This is a genomic window from Pseudomonas sp. TH07, from assembly GCF_016651285.1.
In the GTDB taxonomy this organism is placed as follows: domain Bacteria; phylum Pseudomonadota; class Gammaproteobacteria; order Pseudomonadales; family Pseudomonadaceae; genus Aquipseudomonas.
Window position 1 is genome coordinate 908,883 of the sequence record NZ_JAEKED010000001.1, and the last position, 18,965, is coordinate 927,847.

General features: G+C 63.0%; 16 protein-coding genes. All 16 read right to left on the reverse strand.

Annotation, left to right across the window (positions count from 1 at the left end):
- Positions 1-4: 4 nt before the first annotated feature.
- A complete protein-coding gene (gene trpC / locus JFU57_RS04410; RefSeq protein WP_078472893.1) occupies positions 5-841 on the reverse strand; it encodes an indole-3-glycerol phosphate synthase TrpC in 837 nt (278 codons plus the stop codon).
- Positions 838-1,887 carry an anthranilate phosphoribosyltransferase gene (gene trpD / locus JFU57_RS04415; RefSeq protein WP_020295488.1) on the reverse strand — a complete coding sequence of 350 codons (1,050 nt, stop codon included), beginning with the start codon at positions 1,885-1,887 and terminating at the stop codon, positions 838-840. Before trpD ends, trpC begins: the two co-directional genes overlap by 4 nt.
- A gap of 9 nt (positions 1,888-1,896) precedes the next feature.
- Complete coding sequence (locus JFU57_RS04420) at positions 1,897-2,490, reverse strand: aminodeoxychorismate/anthranilate synthase component II (RefSeq protein ID WP_201128261.1); 594 nt, start codon at positions 2,488-2,490, stop codon at positions 1,897-1,899.
- Between the two features lie 12 nt (positions 2,491-2,502).
- Entirely contained in the window at positions 2,503-3,990 is a 1,488-nt protein-coding gene (trpE, locus tag JFU57_RS04425; protein WP_201128263.1) for an anthranilate synthase component I, read from the reverse strand.
- 70 nt (positions 3,991-4,060) lie between these two features.
- Positions 4,061-4,879 carry a phosphoglycolate phosphatase gene (locus JFU57_RS04430; RefSeq protein ID WP_078472891.1) on the reverse strand — a complete coding sequence of 273 codons (819 nt, stop codon included), beginning with the start codon at positions 4,877-4,879 and terminating at the stop codon, positions 4,061-4,063.
- Positions 4,876-5,550: a ribulose-phosphate 3-epimerase gene (gene rpe / locus JFU57_RS04435; RefSeq protein WP_078472890.1), complete on the reverse strand. Its 675-nt coding sequence runs from the start codon at positions 5,548-5,550 to the stop codon at positions 4,876-4,878. The genes JFU57_RS04430 and rpe overlap by 4 nt, the downstream gene beginning before the upstream one ends.
- An 80-nt stretch (positions 5,551-5,630) precedes the next feature.
- Positions 5,631-6,779 (reverse strand): iron-containing alcohol dehydrogenase, encoded by a 1,149-nt coding sequence (locus JFU57_RS04440; RefSeq protein WP_201128264.1) that lies wholly within the window; start codon positions 6,777-6,779, stop codon positions 5,631-5,633.
- A gap of 119 nt (positions 6,780-6,898) precedes the next feature.
- Positions 6,899-8,344 (reverse strand): hypothetical protein, encoded by a 1,446-nt coding sequence (locus tag JFU57_RS04445; RefSeq protein ID WP_201128265.1) that lies wholly within the window; start codon positions 8,342-8,344, stop codon positions 6,899-6,901.
- A 79-nt stretch (positions 8,345-8,423) separates the two neighbouring features.
- Positions 8,424-9,572: an iron-containing alcohol dehydrogenase gene (locus JFU57_RS04450; RefSeq protein WP_201128266.1), complete on the reverse strand. Its 1,149-nt coding sequence runs from the start codon at positions 9,570-9,572 to the stop codon at positions 8,424-8,426.
- Positions 9,573-9,767: 195 nt separating this feature from the next.
- The gene (locus JFU57_RS04455; protein WP_078472886.1) at positions 9,768-11,141 is read right to left on the reverse strand and encodes a sigma-54 interaction domain-containing protein; all 1,374 of its coding nucleotides are present in this window, start codon (positions 11,139-11,141) and stop codon (positions 9,768-9,770) included.
- A gap of 102 nt (positions 11,142-11,243) precedes the next feature.
- Complete coding sequence (locus JFU57_RS04460; protein WP_020295479.1) at positions 11,244-12,068, reverse strand: ABC transporter permease; 825 nt, start codon at positions 12,066-12,068, stop codon at positions 11,244-11,246.
- A gap of 13 nt (positions 12,069-12,081) precedes the next feature.
- Positions 12,082-13,329 carry an ABC transporter permease gene (locus JFU57_RS04465; RefSeq protein WP_078472885.1) on the reverse strand — a complete coding sequence of 416 codons (1,248 nt, stop codon included), beginning with the start codon at positions 13,327-13,329 and terminating at the stop codon, positions 12,082-12,084.
- A 68-nt stretch (positions 13,330-13,397) separates the two neighbouring features.
- Positions 13,398-14,441 carry an ABC transporter substrate-binding protein gene (locus JFU57_RS04470; protein ID WP_020295477.1) on the reverse strand — a complete coding sequence of 348 codons (1,044 nt, stop codon included), beginning with the start codon at positions 14,439-14,441 and terminating at the stop codon, positions 13,398-13,400.
- A gap of 44 nt (positions 14,442-14,485) precedes the next feature.
- On the reverse strand, positions 14,486-15,610 hold the full coding sequence (locus JFU57_RS04475) for an ABC transporter ATP-binding protein (protein ID WP_020295476.1): 1,125 nt from the start codon (positions 15,608-15,610) through the stop codon (positions 14,486-14,488).
- A gap of 259 nt (positions 15,611-15,869) precedes the next feature.
- Positions 15,870-16,499 carry a response regulator gene (locus JFU57_RS04480; RefSeq protein ID WP_020295475.1) on the reverse strand — a complete coding sequence of 210 codons (630 nt, stop codon included), beginning with the start codon at positions 16,497-16,499 and terminating at the stop codon, positions 15,870-15,872.
- Between the two features lie 44 nt (positions 16,500-16,543).
- Entirely contained in the window at positions 16,544-18,937 is a 2,394-nt protein-coding gene (locus tag JFU57_RS04485) for a PAS domain-containing sensor histidine kinase (protein ID WP_201128267.1), read from the reverse strand.
- Positions 18,938-18,965: the final 28 nt, after the last annotated feature.

An 18,965-nucleotide genomic window follows, 5' to 3' on the forward strand; every position in this document is an offset into this window, starting at 1 on the left:
AGGTTCAATCCAGCGTGGAGCCGGTCACCGGCAGGCCACGCTCCGGGAAGAACAGACGCTGCAACTCCGCGCCCGGGCTTTCGGCGCGCATGAACGCTTCGCCAACCAGGAACGAATAGACGTCGCTGATTTCCATCAGCTCCACATCGGCGCGGTTGAGAATGCCGCTCTCGGTGATCACCAGGCGATCGCGGGGAATACGCGGCAGCAGGTCGAGGGTGGTTTCCAGGCTGACGTCAAAGGTGTGCAGGTTGCGGTTGTTGACGCCGACCAAGGGCGTGTCGAGGGTCTTCAGCGCGCGCTCCAGTTCGTCACCGTCGTGCACTTCGACCAGTACATCCAGGCCCACGCTTTTGGCGACGGCGGCCAGTTCGGCCATTTTCCCGTCGTCCAGGGCCGCCACGATCAGCAACACGCAATCGGCGCCCAGGGCGCGGGCCTCAATGATCTGATACGGATCGATCATGAAGTCCTTGCGGATTACCGGCAGCTTGCAGGCCGCACGGGCCTGCTGCAGGTAGGCATCGGCGCCCTGGAAGTAGTCGATGTCGGTCAGCACCGACAAACAGGTCGCCCCGCCCTTCTCGTAGCTCTTGGCGATATCCGCCGGCACGAAGTTTTCGCGGATCACGCCCTTGCTCGGCGAGGCTTTCTTGATCTCGGCAATCACCGCTGGCTGCTTGAGCTTGGCCTGCGCCAGCAGAGCCTTGGCGAAACCACGGGGTGCATCAGCAGCCCGAGCCAGGCCTTCGAGTTCAGCCAGGCTGACCCGCGCGCTACGCTCGGCAACTTCCTGCACCTTGCGGGCAAGAATCGCTTCCAGAACCGTCGGCACACTCATCCCTCATTCTCCTGCTTGAATACCGCGGTAAAGGCACCCAGTTCCTCGAGCTTCTCCCGGGCCAGGCCGGTGTGCAACGCATCGTGGGCCAGGGCAACGCCCTCTTTGAGGCTGCTGGCATGGTCGGCGGCATACAGCGCGGCGCCGGCATTGAGCACGATCATCTCCGCTGCTTTCTGCCCATGTTCGGTCTTGCGCCGGCCGAGCGCGTCGCGGATCAACTCAAGCGACGCCGCAGGGCTTTCGACCACCAGGCCGAACAGGCTCTGGCTCTTCATGCCCAAGTCTTCGGGCTGGACCCAATACTCGGTGATGGCATCGTTTTTCAGCTCCGCGACAAAGGTCGGCGCGGCCAGGCTGAACTCATCCAGGCCATCCTGGGAATGCACCACCAGCACATGCTTGCTGCCCAGACGCTGCAAGACTTCGGCCAACGGACGGCACAAGGCCTGGCTGAACACCCCGACCACCTGGTGCTTGACCCCGGCCGGATTCGTAAGCGGGCCGAGCATATTGAACAGGGTACGCAGCCCCAGGTCGCGGCGCGGCCCGGCGGCGTGCTTCATCGCACCGTGGTGCGACTGGGCGAACATAAAGCCGATACCGACGTTATCGATGCAGCGCGCCACCTGGACCGGGGTCAGGTTCAGGTAGATCCCGGCCGCTTCCAGCAGGTCGGCACTGCCGCTCTTGCCGGAAACTGCACGATTACCGTGCTTGGCTACGGTGCAACCGGCGGCGGCGACCACAAACGAAGACGCGGTGGAGACGTTGAAGATATTCGCCCCATCGCCGCCGGTGCCGACCACGTCGACCACGCCGTCGAGGGTTTTCAGTTCGACCTTGTCTGCCAGCTCACGCATGACCGAGACCGCGCCGACAATTTCGTCGATGCTCTCGCTTTTCATGCGCATGGCCATCATGAAGGCGCCAATCTGCGCATCGGTGCATTGACCGGTCATGATTTCGCGCATGACATCGCGCATTTCGTCCGTGCTCAGGTCCAGATGGCCGACGATACGGCTCAGGGCAGTCTTGATATCCATGGAAAGTCCTTAGCGCGTGCCGCCGCTCTGTTTAAGAAAATTGGCGAACAGCTCGTGGCCCTGCTCGGTGAGAATAGACTCGGGGTGAAATTGCACACCCTCTATATTCAACGTCTTGTGGCGCAACCCCATGATCTCGTCGACGGAGCCGTCTTCCAGCTGCGTCCAGGCAGTCAGTTCCAGGCAGTCGGGCAAGGTTTCGCGCTTGACCACCAGCGAGTGATAGCGGGTCACGGTCAGCGGATTGTTCAGGCCGCGGAAGACACCCAGATCCTTGTGGAACACCGGGCTGGTCTTACCGTGCATCACTTGCCGGGCCCGTACCACGTCGCCACCAAAGGCCTGTCCGATGGACTGGTGGCCCAGGCACACGCCGAGAATCGGCAGTTTGCCGGCGAAATACTTGATGGCCTCGATGGACACACCGGCCTCGGTCGGCGTGCACGGGCCTGGCGATACCACAATCCGCTCAGGCTTGAGCGCTTCAATCTGCGCCACGGTCAGCTCGTCGTTGCGCACCACTTTGACTTGCGCACCCAACTCGCCGAGGTACTGCACGACGTTATAGGTGAAGGAGTCGTAATTATCGATCATCAGCAACATAGTAAAAGCTCCTCAGGCATCGGACGCGGGGGATTGTGCAGCGAGCGCAACGGCGCGAAACATCGCGCGGCGCTTGTTCAGCGTCTCTTCCCACTCCAATGCCGGCACCGAGTCGGCGACAATGCCGCCCCCGGCTTGAACATGCAGTTCGCCGTCCTTGATCACCGCCGTGCGAATCGCAATCGCGGTGTCCATGTTGCCGTTCCAGGCGAAATAACCCACTGCGCCACCATAGACGCCACGCTTGACCGGCTCCAGTTCGTCGATGATTTCCATCGCGCGAATCTTCGGCGCCCCGGACAAGGTGCCCGCCGGCAGAATCGCCCGCAGCGCATCCATGGCGGTTAGCCCGGCTTTCAACTGGCCGGTGACGTTGGAAACAATGTGCATCACGTTGGAATAGCGCTCGATCACCATCTTCTCGGTGAGTTTCACCGAACCGATCTCGGATACCCGACCGGTGTCGTTGCGGCCTAGGTCGATCAGCATCAGGTGCTCGGCGATTTCCTTGTCGTCAGACAGCAGGTCCTTTTCCAGCGCCAGGTCCGCCTCTTCAGTGGCGCCACGCGGGCGGGTGCCGGCAATCGGTCGCACGGTGATCAGGTTGTCTTCGACCCGCACCAGCACTTCCGGCGAACTGCCCACCACGTGGAAATCGCCGAAATTGAAGAAGTACATATAAGGCGTCGGGTTGAAGCAGCGCAGCGCACGGTACAGATCGATCGGCGCCGACGTGAAGTCGATGGACATGCGTTGCGACGGCACCACCTGCATGCAGTCACCGGCCAGGATGTATTCCTTGATGGTGTCGACCGCACGCTCGTAGTCGCCCTGGGTAAAACTGGAGCGGAACACCGGATCAGCCGCCTGTTGCTGGCTGAAGTCCAGGCCACGACGCGGCGTGATCGGCTGACGCAATTGCGCCAGCAATTCCTGCAGGCGCGCCTGGCCCTTCTCGTAGGCATCGTCCTGGGCCGGGTCGGCCAGCACGATCGCGTGCATCTTGCCTGCCAGGTTGTCGAACACCACCACGGCATCGGAGACCATCAGCAGAATGTCCGGCACCCCCAGCGGATCCGGGTTCGGGCACTTGCCCAGACGCCGCTCCACATAGCGCACACAGTCATAACCGAAATACCCCACCAGGCCGCCGTTGAAACGCGGCAGGCCGGCGATGGTCGGCACGTTGTAGCGTGCCTTGAATTCTTCGACAAAGGCCAGCGGGTCGGCCACTTCGAGGCTTTCGATCTCGACGCCGTCGTGGGTCACGCTGACCTGGTGGTCATGTACCCGCAACACGGTGCGGCACGGCAGGCCAATGATCGAGTAACGCCCCCACTTCTCGCCGCCCTGCACCGACTCCAGCAGATAGGAGTTGGGCTGGTCGGCCAGTTTCAGGTAGATCGACAGTGGTGTATCGAAGTCGGCCAGGGTTTCGCAGGCAAGCGGAATGCGGTTGTAGCCGGCAGCGGCCAAACGCAAGAATTCTTCACGGATCATGAGGTGCCTCGTGGCTTGAGGGTCTAACAGTCAGGTATGCAAACGTGCCGGCGAAGCCGGCCAGAAAAAGTCAGGCGCGCCAACGCCAGCGGGCCAGGGCCTTGATGACTTTCATCCAGAGTTTGCGAGTGACCACCACGATGGAGTTTCCAGGAGGGGATGGAACAGCGTCGGGCAACGTTATCTCAGCGGCAGGATCCAGGCAACCGGGAATTAGCTGGCGCAGGTCGTCGATCACCAGCGCTGGCGACTCTTCGGCAATCGGCCGGCCATGGTTGTAGCCGTAACTCAGGGCCACGCACTTCACCCCGGCGGCCTTGGCAGCCAGCACATCACTGCGCGAGTCCCCGACAAACAGCGATTGCGACGCCGGGACGCTGGCCATTTTCATCACGAAAAACAGCGCCGCCGGGTCAGGCTTCTTCTGCGGCAGGGTATCGCCGCCGATGATCCAGCGGAAATACCGGCCGATCTTCATCTGATCCAGCAGCGGCGCGACAAAACGCTCCGGCTTGTTGGTGATGAGCGCCATCTCCACGCCCTGCTTGTGCAGCCACTTGAGGGTTTCCCGCGCGCCGGGATAGACCACGGTCAGCGCATGCCCATCCTCATAGGCCACATTGAACAGCTCCAGAGCGTGTTCGGCTTCGACGTCATCGACGCCTTCGGGATCCAGGCTGTTGGCCAGGGCCCGGCGTACCAGCATCTGCACGCCGTTGCCGACCCACTCGCGCACCGACTCGATGCCGGCGGGCGGGCGCCCCAGTTTGAGCAGCATGTCGTCCACGGCCGCCGCCAGGTCTGGCACCGAATCGACCAGAGTGCCATCGAGGTCGAACATCACCAGCCGTGGCAGGCGCCCGGGGAACAACTGCTCAAATCCGCTCATGGACGAGCCAACGCCAGTTCGGAGCGCATCTTGTCGATCACTTCCTGATAGTTCGGCGTGTTGAAGATCGCCGAGCCGGCCACAAAGGTGTCAGCGCCAGCGGCGGCGATTTCACGGATGTTATTGACGTTGACCCCGCCGTCGATTTCCAGGCGGATGTCGCGTCCGGACGCATCGATCAAGGCCCGCGCTTCGCGCAGCTTGTCGAGGGTGCCGGGGATGAACTTCTGCCCGCCGAAGCCCGGGTTGACGCTCATCAGCAGGACCATGTCGACCTTGTCCATCACGTACTTGAGCGCATCCAGCGAGGTGGCCGGGTTGAACACCAGGCCCGCCTTGCAACCGCCTTCGCGGATCATTTGCAGGGAGCGGTCGATGTGCAGCGTGGCTTCCGGGTGGAAGGTGATGTAGGTCGCACCGGCCTCGATGAAGTCGCCGATGATGCGATCCACCGGGCTGACCATCAGGTGCGCATCGATCGGCGCGGTAACGCCGTACTTGCGCAGGGCGGCGCACACCATCGGACCGATCGTCAGGTTCGGCACGTAGTGGTTGTCCATGACATCGAAGTGCACGAAGTCGGCGCCGGCGGCGAGAACGTTGTCCACTTCCTCACCCAGGCGGGCGAAATCGGCGGAGAGAATCGACGGAGCAATTACGAAGGGCTGCATGACGCACCTTTTTTGAGCAGAATCACGGTGGCGCGCATTGTATACCTCATGCTTTGGGGCGCACACCGTGGCTGCGATGATCAGTAGGCTGCGCGATAGATCTTCTCGATATCGGCAGGGCTCAGTTGGCGAGGATTATTGCGCATCAGACGCTCGATGCCCGCCGCTTCCTGGGCCATGGCCGGGATCGCCTCTTGCGGCACGCCGAAACTGCGCAACCCCAGGGGAATCTCCACCGCCGCGCACAATTGGGTCATCGCTGCCACCGCGCTCTCGGCAGCCTCCAGGGCGCTGAGGTGGGCGGTCTTCACCCCCATGGCTTCGGCGATATCCTGCATACGCTCGACACAGGCCATTTTGTTCCAGGTCATGACATAGGGCAGTAGCAAGGCGTTGCTCACGCCGTGGGGGATATTGAAGCGCCCGCCCAGTGGATAAGCCAACGCATGCACCGCACCGACCCCGGCATTGCCGAACGCCATGCCGGCCATCAGGCTGGCAGTGGCCATGTCTTCCCGGGCCTGCTGGTTGGCGGGGTTGGCGTAGGCCTTGGGCAGCGCCCTGGCGATCAGTTTGATAGCCCCCATGGCCAGGGCGTCGGTGATCGGCGACGCATTCAGCGACAGATAGGACTCGACCGCATGCACCAGCGCATCCACCCCGCTGGCGGCGGTCACGCTGCGCGGGCAGGTCAGGGTCATCTGCGGGCTGACCAGCGCGACGTCCGGCAGCAGGTAGTCGCTGACGATGCCCTTCTTCAATTGCGCCGCCTTGTCGGAAAGAATCGCCACATTGGTCACTTCGGAACCGGTGCCGGCCGTGGTCGGGATCGCAATCAGCGGTGGCCCCTTGCGCGGTACCTGGTCCACGCCAAACAGGTCCGCCAGGGCGCCGTGATAACCGGCGTACGCCGCGACGCTTTTGGCGATATCAATCGCACTGCCACCGCCCAGGCCGATCAGGCCGTCGTGCCCACCCTCGCGGTAGACCCGCATGCAGTCTTCGACGATGGTGATTTCCGGGTCCGGTTGCACCCGATCGAAGATTTCGTAGCTGCGCTCACCCAATTGCGCCAGCGCCAGCTGCACCGTGCCGGACTTGACCAGTGCGGCATCGGTGACGATCAGCGGGTTATCCACATCCAGGCGGGTCAGTTCAGCGGACAACTGCTCGATGGCGCCAGCGCCGGTGAGCAGTTTGTGAGCGATTTTGAACGAGGAAAGACTCATGGGCGCAGCCTCTTATAACGATGGGAGCTGGCACAAAGAGTAGCTGGGGATCGGAGTTTGTCAGTTCGGCTCGCCCTGCTGCCGGCCCATGTCGGTAACGGGGCGAACCGCACCATCACCTAGACCGGTTCGCGGATCGCCTGGCGTTGCACCGTGGCTGCAGTGGCTGCAGGCTCGGCGGGCGCTGGCGGCGCGTCGGGGCTGTTCAGGTCCTTGCTGAAGGTCTTGTCGTTTTCGCCCTTGAAGAAGTTCTTGCCGTAGATCAGCAGGCACAGCACCACGCCAATCGCAAACCCCCAGCTGGCGCCCTTGATCGCCAGGACCGCGCCGATCACCCCGGCAATGCCCAGGTCACGCTGGCTGCGCGCCTCGAGAATCCCCAGGCGCACGCTGACATAACCCTGGATCAGCAAGGTCAAGGCCAGGGCCACGCCAAGAATCGGCTGCACCAGGGTCACCACCGGCAGCAACAGCAAGCCGGTATTGGTGCCCCAGCGGAACGAACCCATGCCGCCATAGATCGACTTCATGGCCTTGGGCCCGCCCTTGAAGCGTTCGATGACCACTACCAGCATCGCCGCCCACTTCGGGCCGCACATGGCGATGTCCGGGCCAAAAATACTCATGAAGGCGTTACGCCCACCGAAGATCAGGTGCGAGCGGTCCGGGTCATAGTCGATCTTCTCGTCCTTGCGGATCTGCTCGGCCTCGTCCAGCAGCACCTTGGCACTGAGCACGTCGCCGAACACGATGATGTACACCGCCAGCATGGTCGGCAACGCGGTAATGAACATCGACAGCGGCGGCATGCCCAGGCCGAACACCGTGTAGTTGCTCCACAGGCCCACGAAGTCCGGCTTGCTGAAGCCCCATTGGATAGTTGGCCACGGCGCCTCGCCAAACAGCGGCGCAATCACCACCGCCAACAGAATGATCGGCAGGATGCCGAGCTTGGCGAAGTTCCACCAGAAGCGGTTGCGCAGCTTGAGCTGGGCAAAGTGCTGGGAAAAGATCAGGTAGAAGGCAATGCCGATGGCGATGGAAATGGTCCAGGGCAGGCTGTCGAACTTGCCGCCCACCTGGAACACCGCCGTGACCGCGCTGATGCCGGCGCCGACGATGATCCCCGACTTGATCGCCGAGGGCACGAACCCCACCACCTTGCGCGCCATGCCGGTAGCCCCCAGGGCAATGGAAAACACCCCGAGCATCAACTGAAAGGCAATCAAGGCATGGACACGCTCCGGGCCCATGGGGAACTGCGAGCAGTAGGCCATCAACAACGGCACCGCCGGCGTGATCCAGCCCGGCACCACGGGGTCGCCCAGCAGGTGGTGGGCCAGGTACAGCAAGCCATTGAGCATCACCACGGCCAGGGCGATTTCGAACGGCATGCCGAGAAATTCGGTCATCAACGGAATGGCCGCCAGGTCGACGGCGCACATCAACAGGCCCTGCAGGTAATCCGGCAGTTCGAACTTGTAGTGGATAAAGGGCAAACGCACCTTGAACGGGCCAAGGGGTATGTACGGCGACTCGTGCCGCGTATCGGAAGGGGTTGGCATCAACTGCACCTGTCTTATTGGTATTGGTTGCGGTGTAAAACCGCCCGCAGCGGCACGGACCGCCACGGGCGTGGGTCGATCAGTACGCGGCGCGGTAGATCTGCTCGATATCGGCGGCGCTGAGCTTGCGCGGGTTGTTGCGCATCAGGCGCTCAATGCCGGCAGCTTCCTGGGCCATGGCCGGGATCGCCTCTTCGGGCACGCCGAAGCTGCGCATACCGGTGGGGATATCGACGGCGGCGCACAACTCGGCCATCGCCTCCACTGCCAGGCTGGCCGCCTGCTGCTCGCTCAGGCCCGCCAGGGGCACGCCCATGGCGTCGGCGATATCGCGAAAGCGCTCGACGCAGGCCATTTTGTTCCAGGCCATGACATAGGGCAGCAGCAAGGCATTGCTCACGCCGTGGGCGATATTGAAACGCCCGCCCAGCGGGTAGGCCAGGGCATGCACCGCGCCGACCCCGGCATTGCCAAAGGCCATGCCGGCCATCAGGCTGGCGGTGGCCATGTCTTCCCGGGCGTGCAGGTTGGCCGGGTTGGCGTAGGCCTTGGGCAGCGCCTTGACGATCAGGCGAATCGCCCCCAGGGCCAGGGAATCGGTGATCGGCGAGGCATTCACCGACAGGTAGGACTCGATGGCATGCACCAGGGCATCCACCCCGCTGGCGGCGGTTACGCTGCGCGGGCAGCTCAAGGTCATCTGCGGGCTGACCAGGGCCACGTCCGGCAACAGATAGTCGCTGACGATGCCTTTCTTCAGTTGTGCCGCCTTGTCGGAGAGGATCGCCACATTGGTGACCTCGGAACCGGTGCCGGCCGTGGTTGGAATGGCAATCAGCGGCGGCCCCTTGCGCGGCACCTGGTCGACGCCAAACAGCGCCTCCAGCGGGCCGTCATGAGCGACAAAGGCCGCCACCGCCTTGGCGATATCGATGGCGCTGCCGCCGCCCACGCCGATCAGGCCATCGTGGGCTCCAGCCCGATAGGCCCGGGCACAGTCTTCGACGATGGCGATCTCGGGCTCGGGTTTGACCTCATCGAAAATCCCGTATTGGCGCCCGCCCAACTGGGCCAGGGCCAGGTCGACGGTGCCGGACTTGACCAGGATCGCGTCGGTGACGATCAACGGATGGTTGATCTTGAGGCGCGTGAGTTCGCCGGCCAGTTGCTCGATGGCGCCTTGGCCGGTAATCAGTTTGTTGGCAATTTTGAACGCGGAAATACTCATCAGCTCGGCCTTGATTAATTGTTGTGGCAAGAGCCGCGCAGGGGCGGCTCTCCGAAGGGCTCGAACGCTATAGAGCGAAAGCTGTGCCAAGATGTCGCAGGCCTTGTAGATCAAGGCCTGCCGTGGTGCGAGGGGCAAATGACCGGGCACTTGCGATTGGTTTTCTAATCAACCGAGCGGCCCTTGATCAGCAATCTAATCAGAGCGCTCCCAGCGCTTCATCTTCTGCACCACCGTGGCCTGGCTCACCCCCAGCGCCTTGGCCGCCAGGCGGGTGGTCTTGTGCAGCTGCAAGGCTGAACGTATGGCCTGGCGCTCGGCGTTCTCCAACACCTTGCGCAGCGGTAGGCGGCTGTCATCGGTGTTGCGCGCCTGCACATCGATGATTTCCTCGGGCAGGTCCAGGGCTTCGATCACGGGGTTGCTGCAGGTCACCACCAGACGCTCGACCACGTTGATCAGCTCGCGGATATTGCCCGGCCAGGCGTACTCCCCCAGCAAGTCGAGGGCTTCCAGGCTCCATTGCGCCTGGCGCTGATAGCGCTGGTTGAAGTGCTGCAGGTAGTACTCGAGCAAGGGCCCGACCTCCTCGCTGCGCTCGCGCAATGCCGGAATCATGATCGGCACCACATTCAGCCGGTAGTACAGGTCGGCGCGGAACTTGCCCTCGGCCACCCGTTGCTTGAGGTCGTGGTGGGTGGCGCTGATGATGCGCACATCGACTTCCTTGAGCTCCAGGCCGCCCACCGGGATAAAGCGGTTTTCCTCGATCACCTTGAGCAGCTTGACCTGCACCGCCAGCGGCAGGTCGCCGATTTCATCGAGAAACAGCGTGCCGTTGTGCGCCAACTCCAGCAGCCCGCGCTTGCCCTTGCTGCCGGCACCGGTAAAGGCCCCCGGGGCGTAGCCGAACAGCTCGGCCTCGATCAGGTTTTCCGGCAAGGCCCCACAATTGAGCGCGAGGAAGGGTTCGCGGGCGCGCCCGCTGGCATTGTGAATGTACTGCGCCACCAAGGTCTTGCCGACACCGGTCTCGCCCTGGAGCAAAACCTTCACATCGCAGTCGGCCACCTGCCGCGCCAGGGCGAACACCCGCCCGGAGACTTCCTGGTCGGCCATCAGGGGTGATTGCAGCAGGTTGTCGCGCTGGCCGGCGTGCAACCGGGCGGTGCTGTTGCGCAATTGCTTGAGCTGCTGCAACTCGTCGCGCTCGCGCTTCATGCGCAGCAGTTCGGTCATGTCCCGCACGGTGCTGACCACGTAGCGGATGCTCTGGTCGGCCGCCAGGATCGGCGTAGCACTGACCAACAGTTTTTTGCCCTGGCTCAGGCTCTGCATCACCGACGTCGGTTTGCCGTCCTGCAGCACGCGTAACGAGGCGGACTGGGAAATCAGCCCGGACTTGACCAGTTCCTGCATCTGCCGCCCGAGCAAATCGGCGCCGCTCAAGCCGGTCAGCCGTTCGTAGGCCTGGTTGACCTTGAGGGTCTTGCCCTGGCCGTCGGTGATGTAGACACCGTCATGCAGGGCATTGAGCAGCTCTTCGAAACTGGCATCGTTGAAGTTCACCCGGGACTCCGCGGTCGGCTTGTGGGACGCGAAGTTTACGGCTGATCGGCAGGCAGGTGTTGCGCGGCGGCCCCGACCTTGGTCCAAGGCCGCCGAGAGGATTCAGACTTGTGCGGTACGCAGTTTCTCACTGCGCCCGCGCAGCCATTCCAGGGTCAGCAACAGCACCACCGAGAAGGCGATCAGCAGTGTTGCCGCTGCGGCGATGGTCGGGCTGAGGTTTTCGCGGATGCCGCTGAACATCTGCCGTGGCAGGGTTGCCTGTTCCGGGCCGGCGAGAAACAGGGTCACCACCACTTCATCGAACGAGGTGGCAAAAGCGAACAGGGCTCCGCTGATCACCCCCGGCGCGATCAGTGGCAAGGTCACCCGGCGAAACGCCGTCAGCGGCGACGCGCCCAGGCTGGCCGCCGCCCGCACCAGGTTGTGGTTGAACCCCTGCAAGGTGGCCGAGACGGTGATGATCACAAAGGGCACCCCCAGCACCGCATGCACCACGATCAGCGAGAAGAAGCTATTGCCCATGCCCAGCGGAGCGAAGAACAGGTAGCTGGCAACACCGATGATCACCACCGGCACCACCATCGGCGAGATCACCAGCGCCATCACCAGTGCCTTGCCCGGGAAGTCGCCGCGGGTCAGGCCGATGGCCGCCAGGGTGCCGAAGATCATCGCCAGCACCGTGGCCGCCGGGGCGACGATGATGCTGTTCTTCAGGGCGCGCATCCATTCGGCGGAGGCGAAGAAGTCCTGGTACCAGTGCAGCGAGAAGCCCTGCAACGGGTACACCAGAAAACTCCCCGAGTTGAACGACAGCGGGATGATCACCAGCACCGGCAGAATCAGGAACAGCAGGATCAGCCCGCAGAGAATGCGCAAGCTGTAGAACCAGACCCGCTCGACGGGCGACATGTAAGGGCTCAGCATTTCGATTCTCTCCTTAGCTCAGGCGCAGGCGACTGGCGCCTACCAGCCAGCTGTAAATCAGATAGAGCACGATGGTCGCCAACAGCAGCAGCCCACCCAGTGCGGTCGCCATGCCCCAGTTGATACTGGTGTTGGTGTAGAAGGCGACGAAGTAGCTGACCATTTGATCGTTCGGGCTGCCCAGCAGCGCCGGGGTGATGTAGTAGCCGATGGCCAGAATGAACACCAACAGGCAACCGGCGCCGACACCGGCATAGGTCTGCGGGAAATACACCCGCCAGAAGCTGGCGAACGGATGGCAGCCCAGGGAGATCGCCGCCCGCATGTAGGTCGGCGAGATGCCTTTCATCACGCTGTAGATCGGCAGAATCATGAACGGCAGCAGGATGTGCACCATGGAGATGTAGACCCCGGTGCGATTGAACACCAGCTCCAGCGGTTTATCGATCACGCCCATGGCCAGCAGGGCGCCATTGATCAGCCCGCCCGATTGCAGCAGCACGATCCAGGCTGCCACCCGGACCAGGATCGAGGTCCAGAACGGCAGCAGCACCAGGATCATCAACAGGTTGCTCTTGCGCGCCGGCAGGTTGGCCAGCAGGTACGCCAGGGGATAAGCCAGCACCAGGCAGATGGCGGTGATCACCAGGCCCATCCAGAAGGTGCGGGCAAAAATATCGAGGTAGATCGACTGGTCCGGGGTGGCCGGAGCCACTTCGCCGAGGTCGTCGATCCGATGGTCGACGGCCGCCAGCAGGTAATACGGCGTCAGGCTACTGGTGTTGCGGCGGATCGCCTGCCAGTAGGCCGGGTCGCCCCAACGCTCGTCCAGGGCTTCCATGGCTTCCTTGTAAGAAGCCGGCTGCTCCTTGAACGGCAAGGCGCGGGCGGTTTTGGTCAGCAGGCTGCGATAGCCGGCCAACTCCATGTTCAGGCGCTTGGACAGATCGCCCAGGGTTTGATTCTTGCGGGCCTCGGCCAGGTCTTCGCTCAAGGCTTGGTACACCGGCTCGGCCGGCAGGCCGCGACCATCCCAACTGGTCACCGCGGCCACGGTACGCGGCATGCCACCGACCACTTCCGGGTTACCGACGCTTTTGTACAGCAGCGCCACAATCGGCACCAGGAACACCAGCAACAGAAACAGCACCAGGGGCGCGATCAGGGCCTGCGCCTTCCAGCGGTTGACCCGCTCGGCACGTGCCAGGCGCTGCTTCAAGGTGGGGCTGGTGACCTCGTTCAGGGGAACGGTGATGGCCATGACAAACTCCGCAAAACTTTAAACGATGGCGGCGTCACCCAGGGGTGACGCCGCGTTTGCACGGCGCCTTACTTGGCCGCCCAGGCGTTGAAGCGCTGTTCCAGTTGCTCGCCGTTATCAGCCCAGAAGCTGACGTCGATCTGCACCTGGTTGGCGATGTTTTCCGGGGTGGTCGGCATGTCTTTCAGCACGTCCTTGGGCAACAACGGCACGGCTTGGGTGTTGGCCGGGCCGTAGGCGATGTTTTCCGAGTAGGTCTTCTGCTGCTGCGGCATGACCGAGAACGCGATGAATTTCTTCGCCGCTTCTGCACGGGCCTTGTCCAGGCCACGTGGAATGGCCCAGGCATCGAAGTCGTAGATGCCGCCGTTCCACACCACCTTGAGGTTGCTTTCTTTCTGTACCGCGGCGATCCGACCGTTGTAGGCCGAGCTCATGACCACGTCACCCGAGGCCAGGTACTGCGGTGGCTGGGCACCGGCTTCCCACCATTGGATGCTCGGCTTGAGTTCGTCGAGCTTCTTGAAGGCACGGTCCTGGCCATCTTTGCCGGCCAGCACTTTGTACACGTCCTTGGGCGCCACGCCGTCGGCCATCAAGGCGAATTCCAGGGTGTACTTGGCGCCTTTACGCAGGCCACGCTTGCCCGGGAACTGCTTGGTGTCCCAGAAATCCGCCCAGCTGGTGGGCGCGGTCTTCAGCTTGTCGGCGTTGTAGGCCAGCACGGTGGACCAAACGAAGAAACCCACGCCGCACGGCTGAATCGCGCCCTTGACGTAGTCTTCAGACTTGCCGAACAGCGCCGGGTCCAGTTGCTCGAACATGTCCTCGTCGCACCCACGGGACAGTTCAGGCGACTCAACCTCGACCAGGTCCCAGGACACGCTTTTGGTGTCGACCATGGCTTTGACCTTGGCCATCTCGCCGTTGTATTCGCCCGCCACGATCTTGCCGTGACCTGCCGCTTCCCACGGGGCATAGAAGGCTTTGACCTGGGCCGCCTTGTTCGCGCCGCCAAAGGACACCACCGTCAGGTCCGGGCCTGCCGCCATCGCGTTTGCCGCACCCATCAAGCCCAGGGTCAGGGCGGTGAATTTCAGGGATCTCAACATTTATTGTGTTCTCCACGTGCAGGGTTGGTGAAGCAAGGGGGCGATCAATGCGCCTCTAGAAGTGGGTCGAGCGCACGAACGTGCTCGACTTGCCAGCCAAGCGGAACCACATCGCCCACCGCCAGCGCAGGATCGAGCTCGGCAATCGGCTGTTTCACAAAGAAGTCGGTCTTGCCACAGACTTCCAGGCGAACCCGGACGTGGTCGCCCAGATAGATGAATTCCGCCACCCTTCCCGAGAAGCGGTTAACGCAACTTTCGCTGGAACCGTTGAGGCTCACGCGCTCCGGGCGGATGGACAGGGTGACCGGACCGCCGATCTGGCCGACGTTGACCGCCAGCGCCTCGACCTTCTCGCCACGGCCCAGCTCAACCACGCAGCGATCACCGGTGTGGCTGTGCAGGCGCCCATTGAGGCGGTTGTTTTCGCCGATGAAGTTGGCGACGAAGGTGTTCTTCGGCTCTTCATAAAGCGTGCGCGGCGGGGCGATCTGCTGGATCTCGCCTTGATGGAACACCGCCACCCGGTCGGACATGGTCAAGGCTTCGCCCTGGTCATGGGTCACGTAGACCACAGTCACGCCGAGGCGCTGGTGCAGGTGCTTGATCTCCATCTGCATATGCTCACGCAGCTGTTTGTCCAGCGCCCCCAGGGGTTCGTCCATCAGCACCAGTTGCGGCTCGAACACCAATGCCCGGGCCAGGGCCACCCGCTGTTGCTGGCCACCGGAGAGTTGCGCCGGGTAACGCTGGGCGAAGGCATCGAGCTGGACCATGCTCAGCACGCGCTTGACCCGCTCACTGACGTCGGTCTTGCTGAGACCGCGCACCGACAACGGGAACGCCAGGTTCTCGGCCACGGTCATGTGCGGGAACAGCGCGTAGTTCTGGAACACCATGCCGATGTCGCGCTTGTGCGGCGGCACGTTGTTGATGGAGCGACCGGCCAGCTGGATCTCGCCGGCAGTCGGGGTCTCGAAACCGGCCAGCATCATCAGGCTGGTGGTCTTGCCGGAGCCGGAAGGCCCGAGCAAGGTGAGGAATTCGCCTTTGCGAATCTCCAGGTTGAGGTCTTTGACGATCAGGTTCTCGCCGTCGTAGCTCTTTTGCACTCCACGAAAGCTGACCAGAACATCACTCGCCCCAGCGCTTGAATCGACCTCGCTCATACCCGCACCTTTGTGTTCTTCATATATAGGACTGCTGTGGACTAAGCCTAGTGGAGGCCACAGGCCCCGCAAATCGGGGGGTAGGAGAGATTTGCCTCAGGTGCTTGGAAGGTTCCTTGTAGGGATTGCCCTACAAGGATGGCGGGGATAGATAAGAGCAGCAGCTAGCGACACGCTGTAAGCGGCAAGAACAGGCAAAAGCCCTGGAGTGGGGATGTCGCAAATGGGTATGTCGCCCTTTTTGGCGGTGAGGGGCTGGTCAGAGCAGTTTGTGCTCCATGGCGTATTTCACCAGCTCGGCGAGAGAGGTGATGTTGAGTTTCTGCATCAGCCGCGCCTTGTGGGTGCTGATGGTCTTGCTGCTCAGGGCCAGTTGCTGGGCGATGTCATTGACGTTGGCGCCCTGGGCCAGGCGTTCGAACACTGAAAACTCGCGCTCCGAGAGCAGCGAATGCAAGGGTCGGGAATCGGTCAGGCCAACCTCGAACACCATGCGGTCGGCCAGGTCGGGGTCGATATAACGACCGCCCGCCGCGACTTTGCGAATGGCGGTCAGCAGTAGCGCGGGATCGCTGTCCTTGGTGGCATAGCCGGCGGCGCCGACTTTGAGGGCGCGGGCCGCCATTTGCGCTTCGTCATGCATCGACAACACCAGGATCGCCGGCGGATTGTGCAACGCACGAATCCGTGGAATCGCCTCCAGGCCGTTGACCCCGGGCATGGAGATATCCAGCAGCACCACCTCGCAGGGAACGTGGCGCAGGGTTTCGAGCAATTGCTCGCCGTTGCTTGCCTCCCCCACCACCGTCAGGTCCTTGGCCAGGCCGATCAGTTGCTTGATGCCCTCACGCACGATGGTGTGGTCTTCGGCTACCAGTACACGGATCACTCGTTTCTCCTCTTTATTAGGGCGATCGTTGCAGGCTTCACGGTCTATGGATCCAGCGGCACCCGAACGGTGAGGGACGTGCCCTCACCCTGCTCGCTGTGCAAGTCCAGGCTGCCGCCCATGATCAACACCCGTTCACGCATACCCACCAACCCGAAGGATGTGGGGCGGCCGGAGTCGACCACGAAACCCTGGCCGTCATCACTGATGCTCATGCACAACTCGTTGCCCTCAAGCACCAGGCTCAGTTCGACAGTATGCGCCTGGGCATGGCGCATGACATTGGTCAGGGCCTCTTGCAGGATCCGAAACAAACCAATGGCCTTGGCATCGCTGAGCAAGGGCAGGTTGTCCGGCACCTGCACCAGGCACGGGATCTGGGTGCGCGCCTCGAAACGCCGGGCCTGCCATTCGATAGCCGAGGCAATCCCGGCGTCGAGGATCGGCGGGCGCAGGGCCGTGGCCACATCGCGGACCAGTTGGAACAACTGGGCGATCAGGCGCTTCATGCTGTTGAGACGCTCCTGCAGACCAGGATCGAGCTGGGCATAGGCCAGCTCGCACATCGAGGTTTCCAGCTTGAGCACCGTCAGCATCTGCCCCAGTTCGTCATGCACCTCACGGGCGATACGGGCCTTTTCCTCTTCGCGCACGCTTTCCAGGTGCGCCGACAGCTCCCGCAGTTGCTCGCGAGAGGCGGCCAGCTCCAGTTCGATGCGCTTGCTTTCGCTGATGTCCCAGACGATGCCGTCCCAGACAAAGGCGCCATCGTCGAGGCGGCGGGTGACGGCCTTGATCTCGGCCCAGCGCTGCTCGCCCTGGCGCGTAAGAATCCGCCCCTGCCAGGACCAGTCGCTGTCGGTGTCCAGGGCCAGGTCCTGGGTCCGGTGGTAGCTGGCCTTGTCATCCGGATGGACCAGGCTGCGCAATCCGGTATCGCGCTGGCTGAGCACCGCTGGGGCGTAACCCACCAGGCTCTCGCTGCCTTCGCTGATGTAGGCGAAATCGATCTGCCCGGTGACCGGCGCCCGCTCCAGGCGGAACACCAGCCCCGGCACATTGGCGGCGATGCCTTGCAGCCGCGCCTCGCTTTCCTGCAACGCGGCCAAGGCCCGACGGCGTTCGGTGACGTCGTTGAGGTAAACCACCAGGTACTCGCTGTCGCGAAAGCGCAGGAAGCTCAGGGACACATCGGCCGGCAGGATGCTGCCATCGGCCCGCACGCAACGGGTTTCAAAACTTTGCGCGGAGCCTTCGCTGGCCCGGGCGCGCTTCCACAAGCCGAGCCAGCGGTCCATGTGCAGGGTGGGCTCGAAGTCGATCAGCGGGCGGTCGATGACCCCGCCGGCGGGGTAACCGAGCATGTCTTCGGCGGCCCGGTTGGCGTAGCGAACGTGGCTGTCCCAATTGACCCAGAGAATGCCCACGGTGCTCTGATCGATGGAAAACTGGGTCAGGCGCAGCGCCTCCTCGGCCGTTTCACGCAGGGCGATATCGGCCCGGGCCGCCAGCAGGCGCTGCTCCAGCCCACGCTGTTGGCGCCGCTGCCAGAACAGGATCCCCAGGCAGGCGAAAAACAGCACCGCGAACAACAGGCTGAGGTTCTGCCAGAACCCCGGGGACTCCGCCAGCCGTGGGTATTGCGGCTGCAGCCAGCGATTGTGCAACTGCTCGATGTCCCGGGCGGGAATGGCATGCAGCGCTCGCTCAATGATGCCGGCCAGCTCCGGCCAGTCACGGCGCGTGGCGACCCGCAGCAATTGCGGCAGGCCGATATCACCGACCACCGCCAGGCCGGCGAACTCCGGTTCGCTGGACAAGCGGCTGAGTTGGGCCTCATCGATCACCGCATAGCGCGCCTGCTGACTCAACAGCAGTTGCAAGGCCTGGCGCTCCAGCGGCACCCCTTGCAGATTCAGATTGGGATAAGTGGCCCGCAGGTAGTCAGCCACGGCACCGGGCATGCGTACGGCTACCCGAGATTGGGCGTCGAGTTTCTCCAGTTCCACCGCGCCGGCGCCCTGGCGTTCGCCGACCACCAATTGCGGGACCCGCATATAAGGGTCGCTGAATTGCCACAGGCGCAGGCCAGCGGGGGTTTGGGTCAGGCCTGGCGCGAGGTCTACCTCACCTTCGCGCAATGCTCTCTCCAACTGCGCCTGATCCGGAAAGTTACGCCAGCTCAGTTCGACCTGCAGCGCCCGGCCCACCCACTGCATCAACTCGACATTGACCCCGGACAACCGCTGCAAGCGCCGGTCGTATTGGGCGAAGGGCGCCTGCAACACCACGCCAACCCGCAGTTCAGGGTGCTGGACCAGCCATTCGCGCTGTCCGGCACTCAGGTTGGCCGCAGGCACATGGGGCCCGGGAGCCGCCCAGGCCATCAAGGGAAAACTCAGCCAGCCGATAACCAACAGACAGCGAAAAAGCATCATCCGAACTCTCGCACACTGACAAATACTG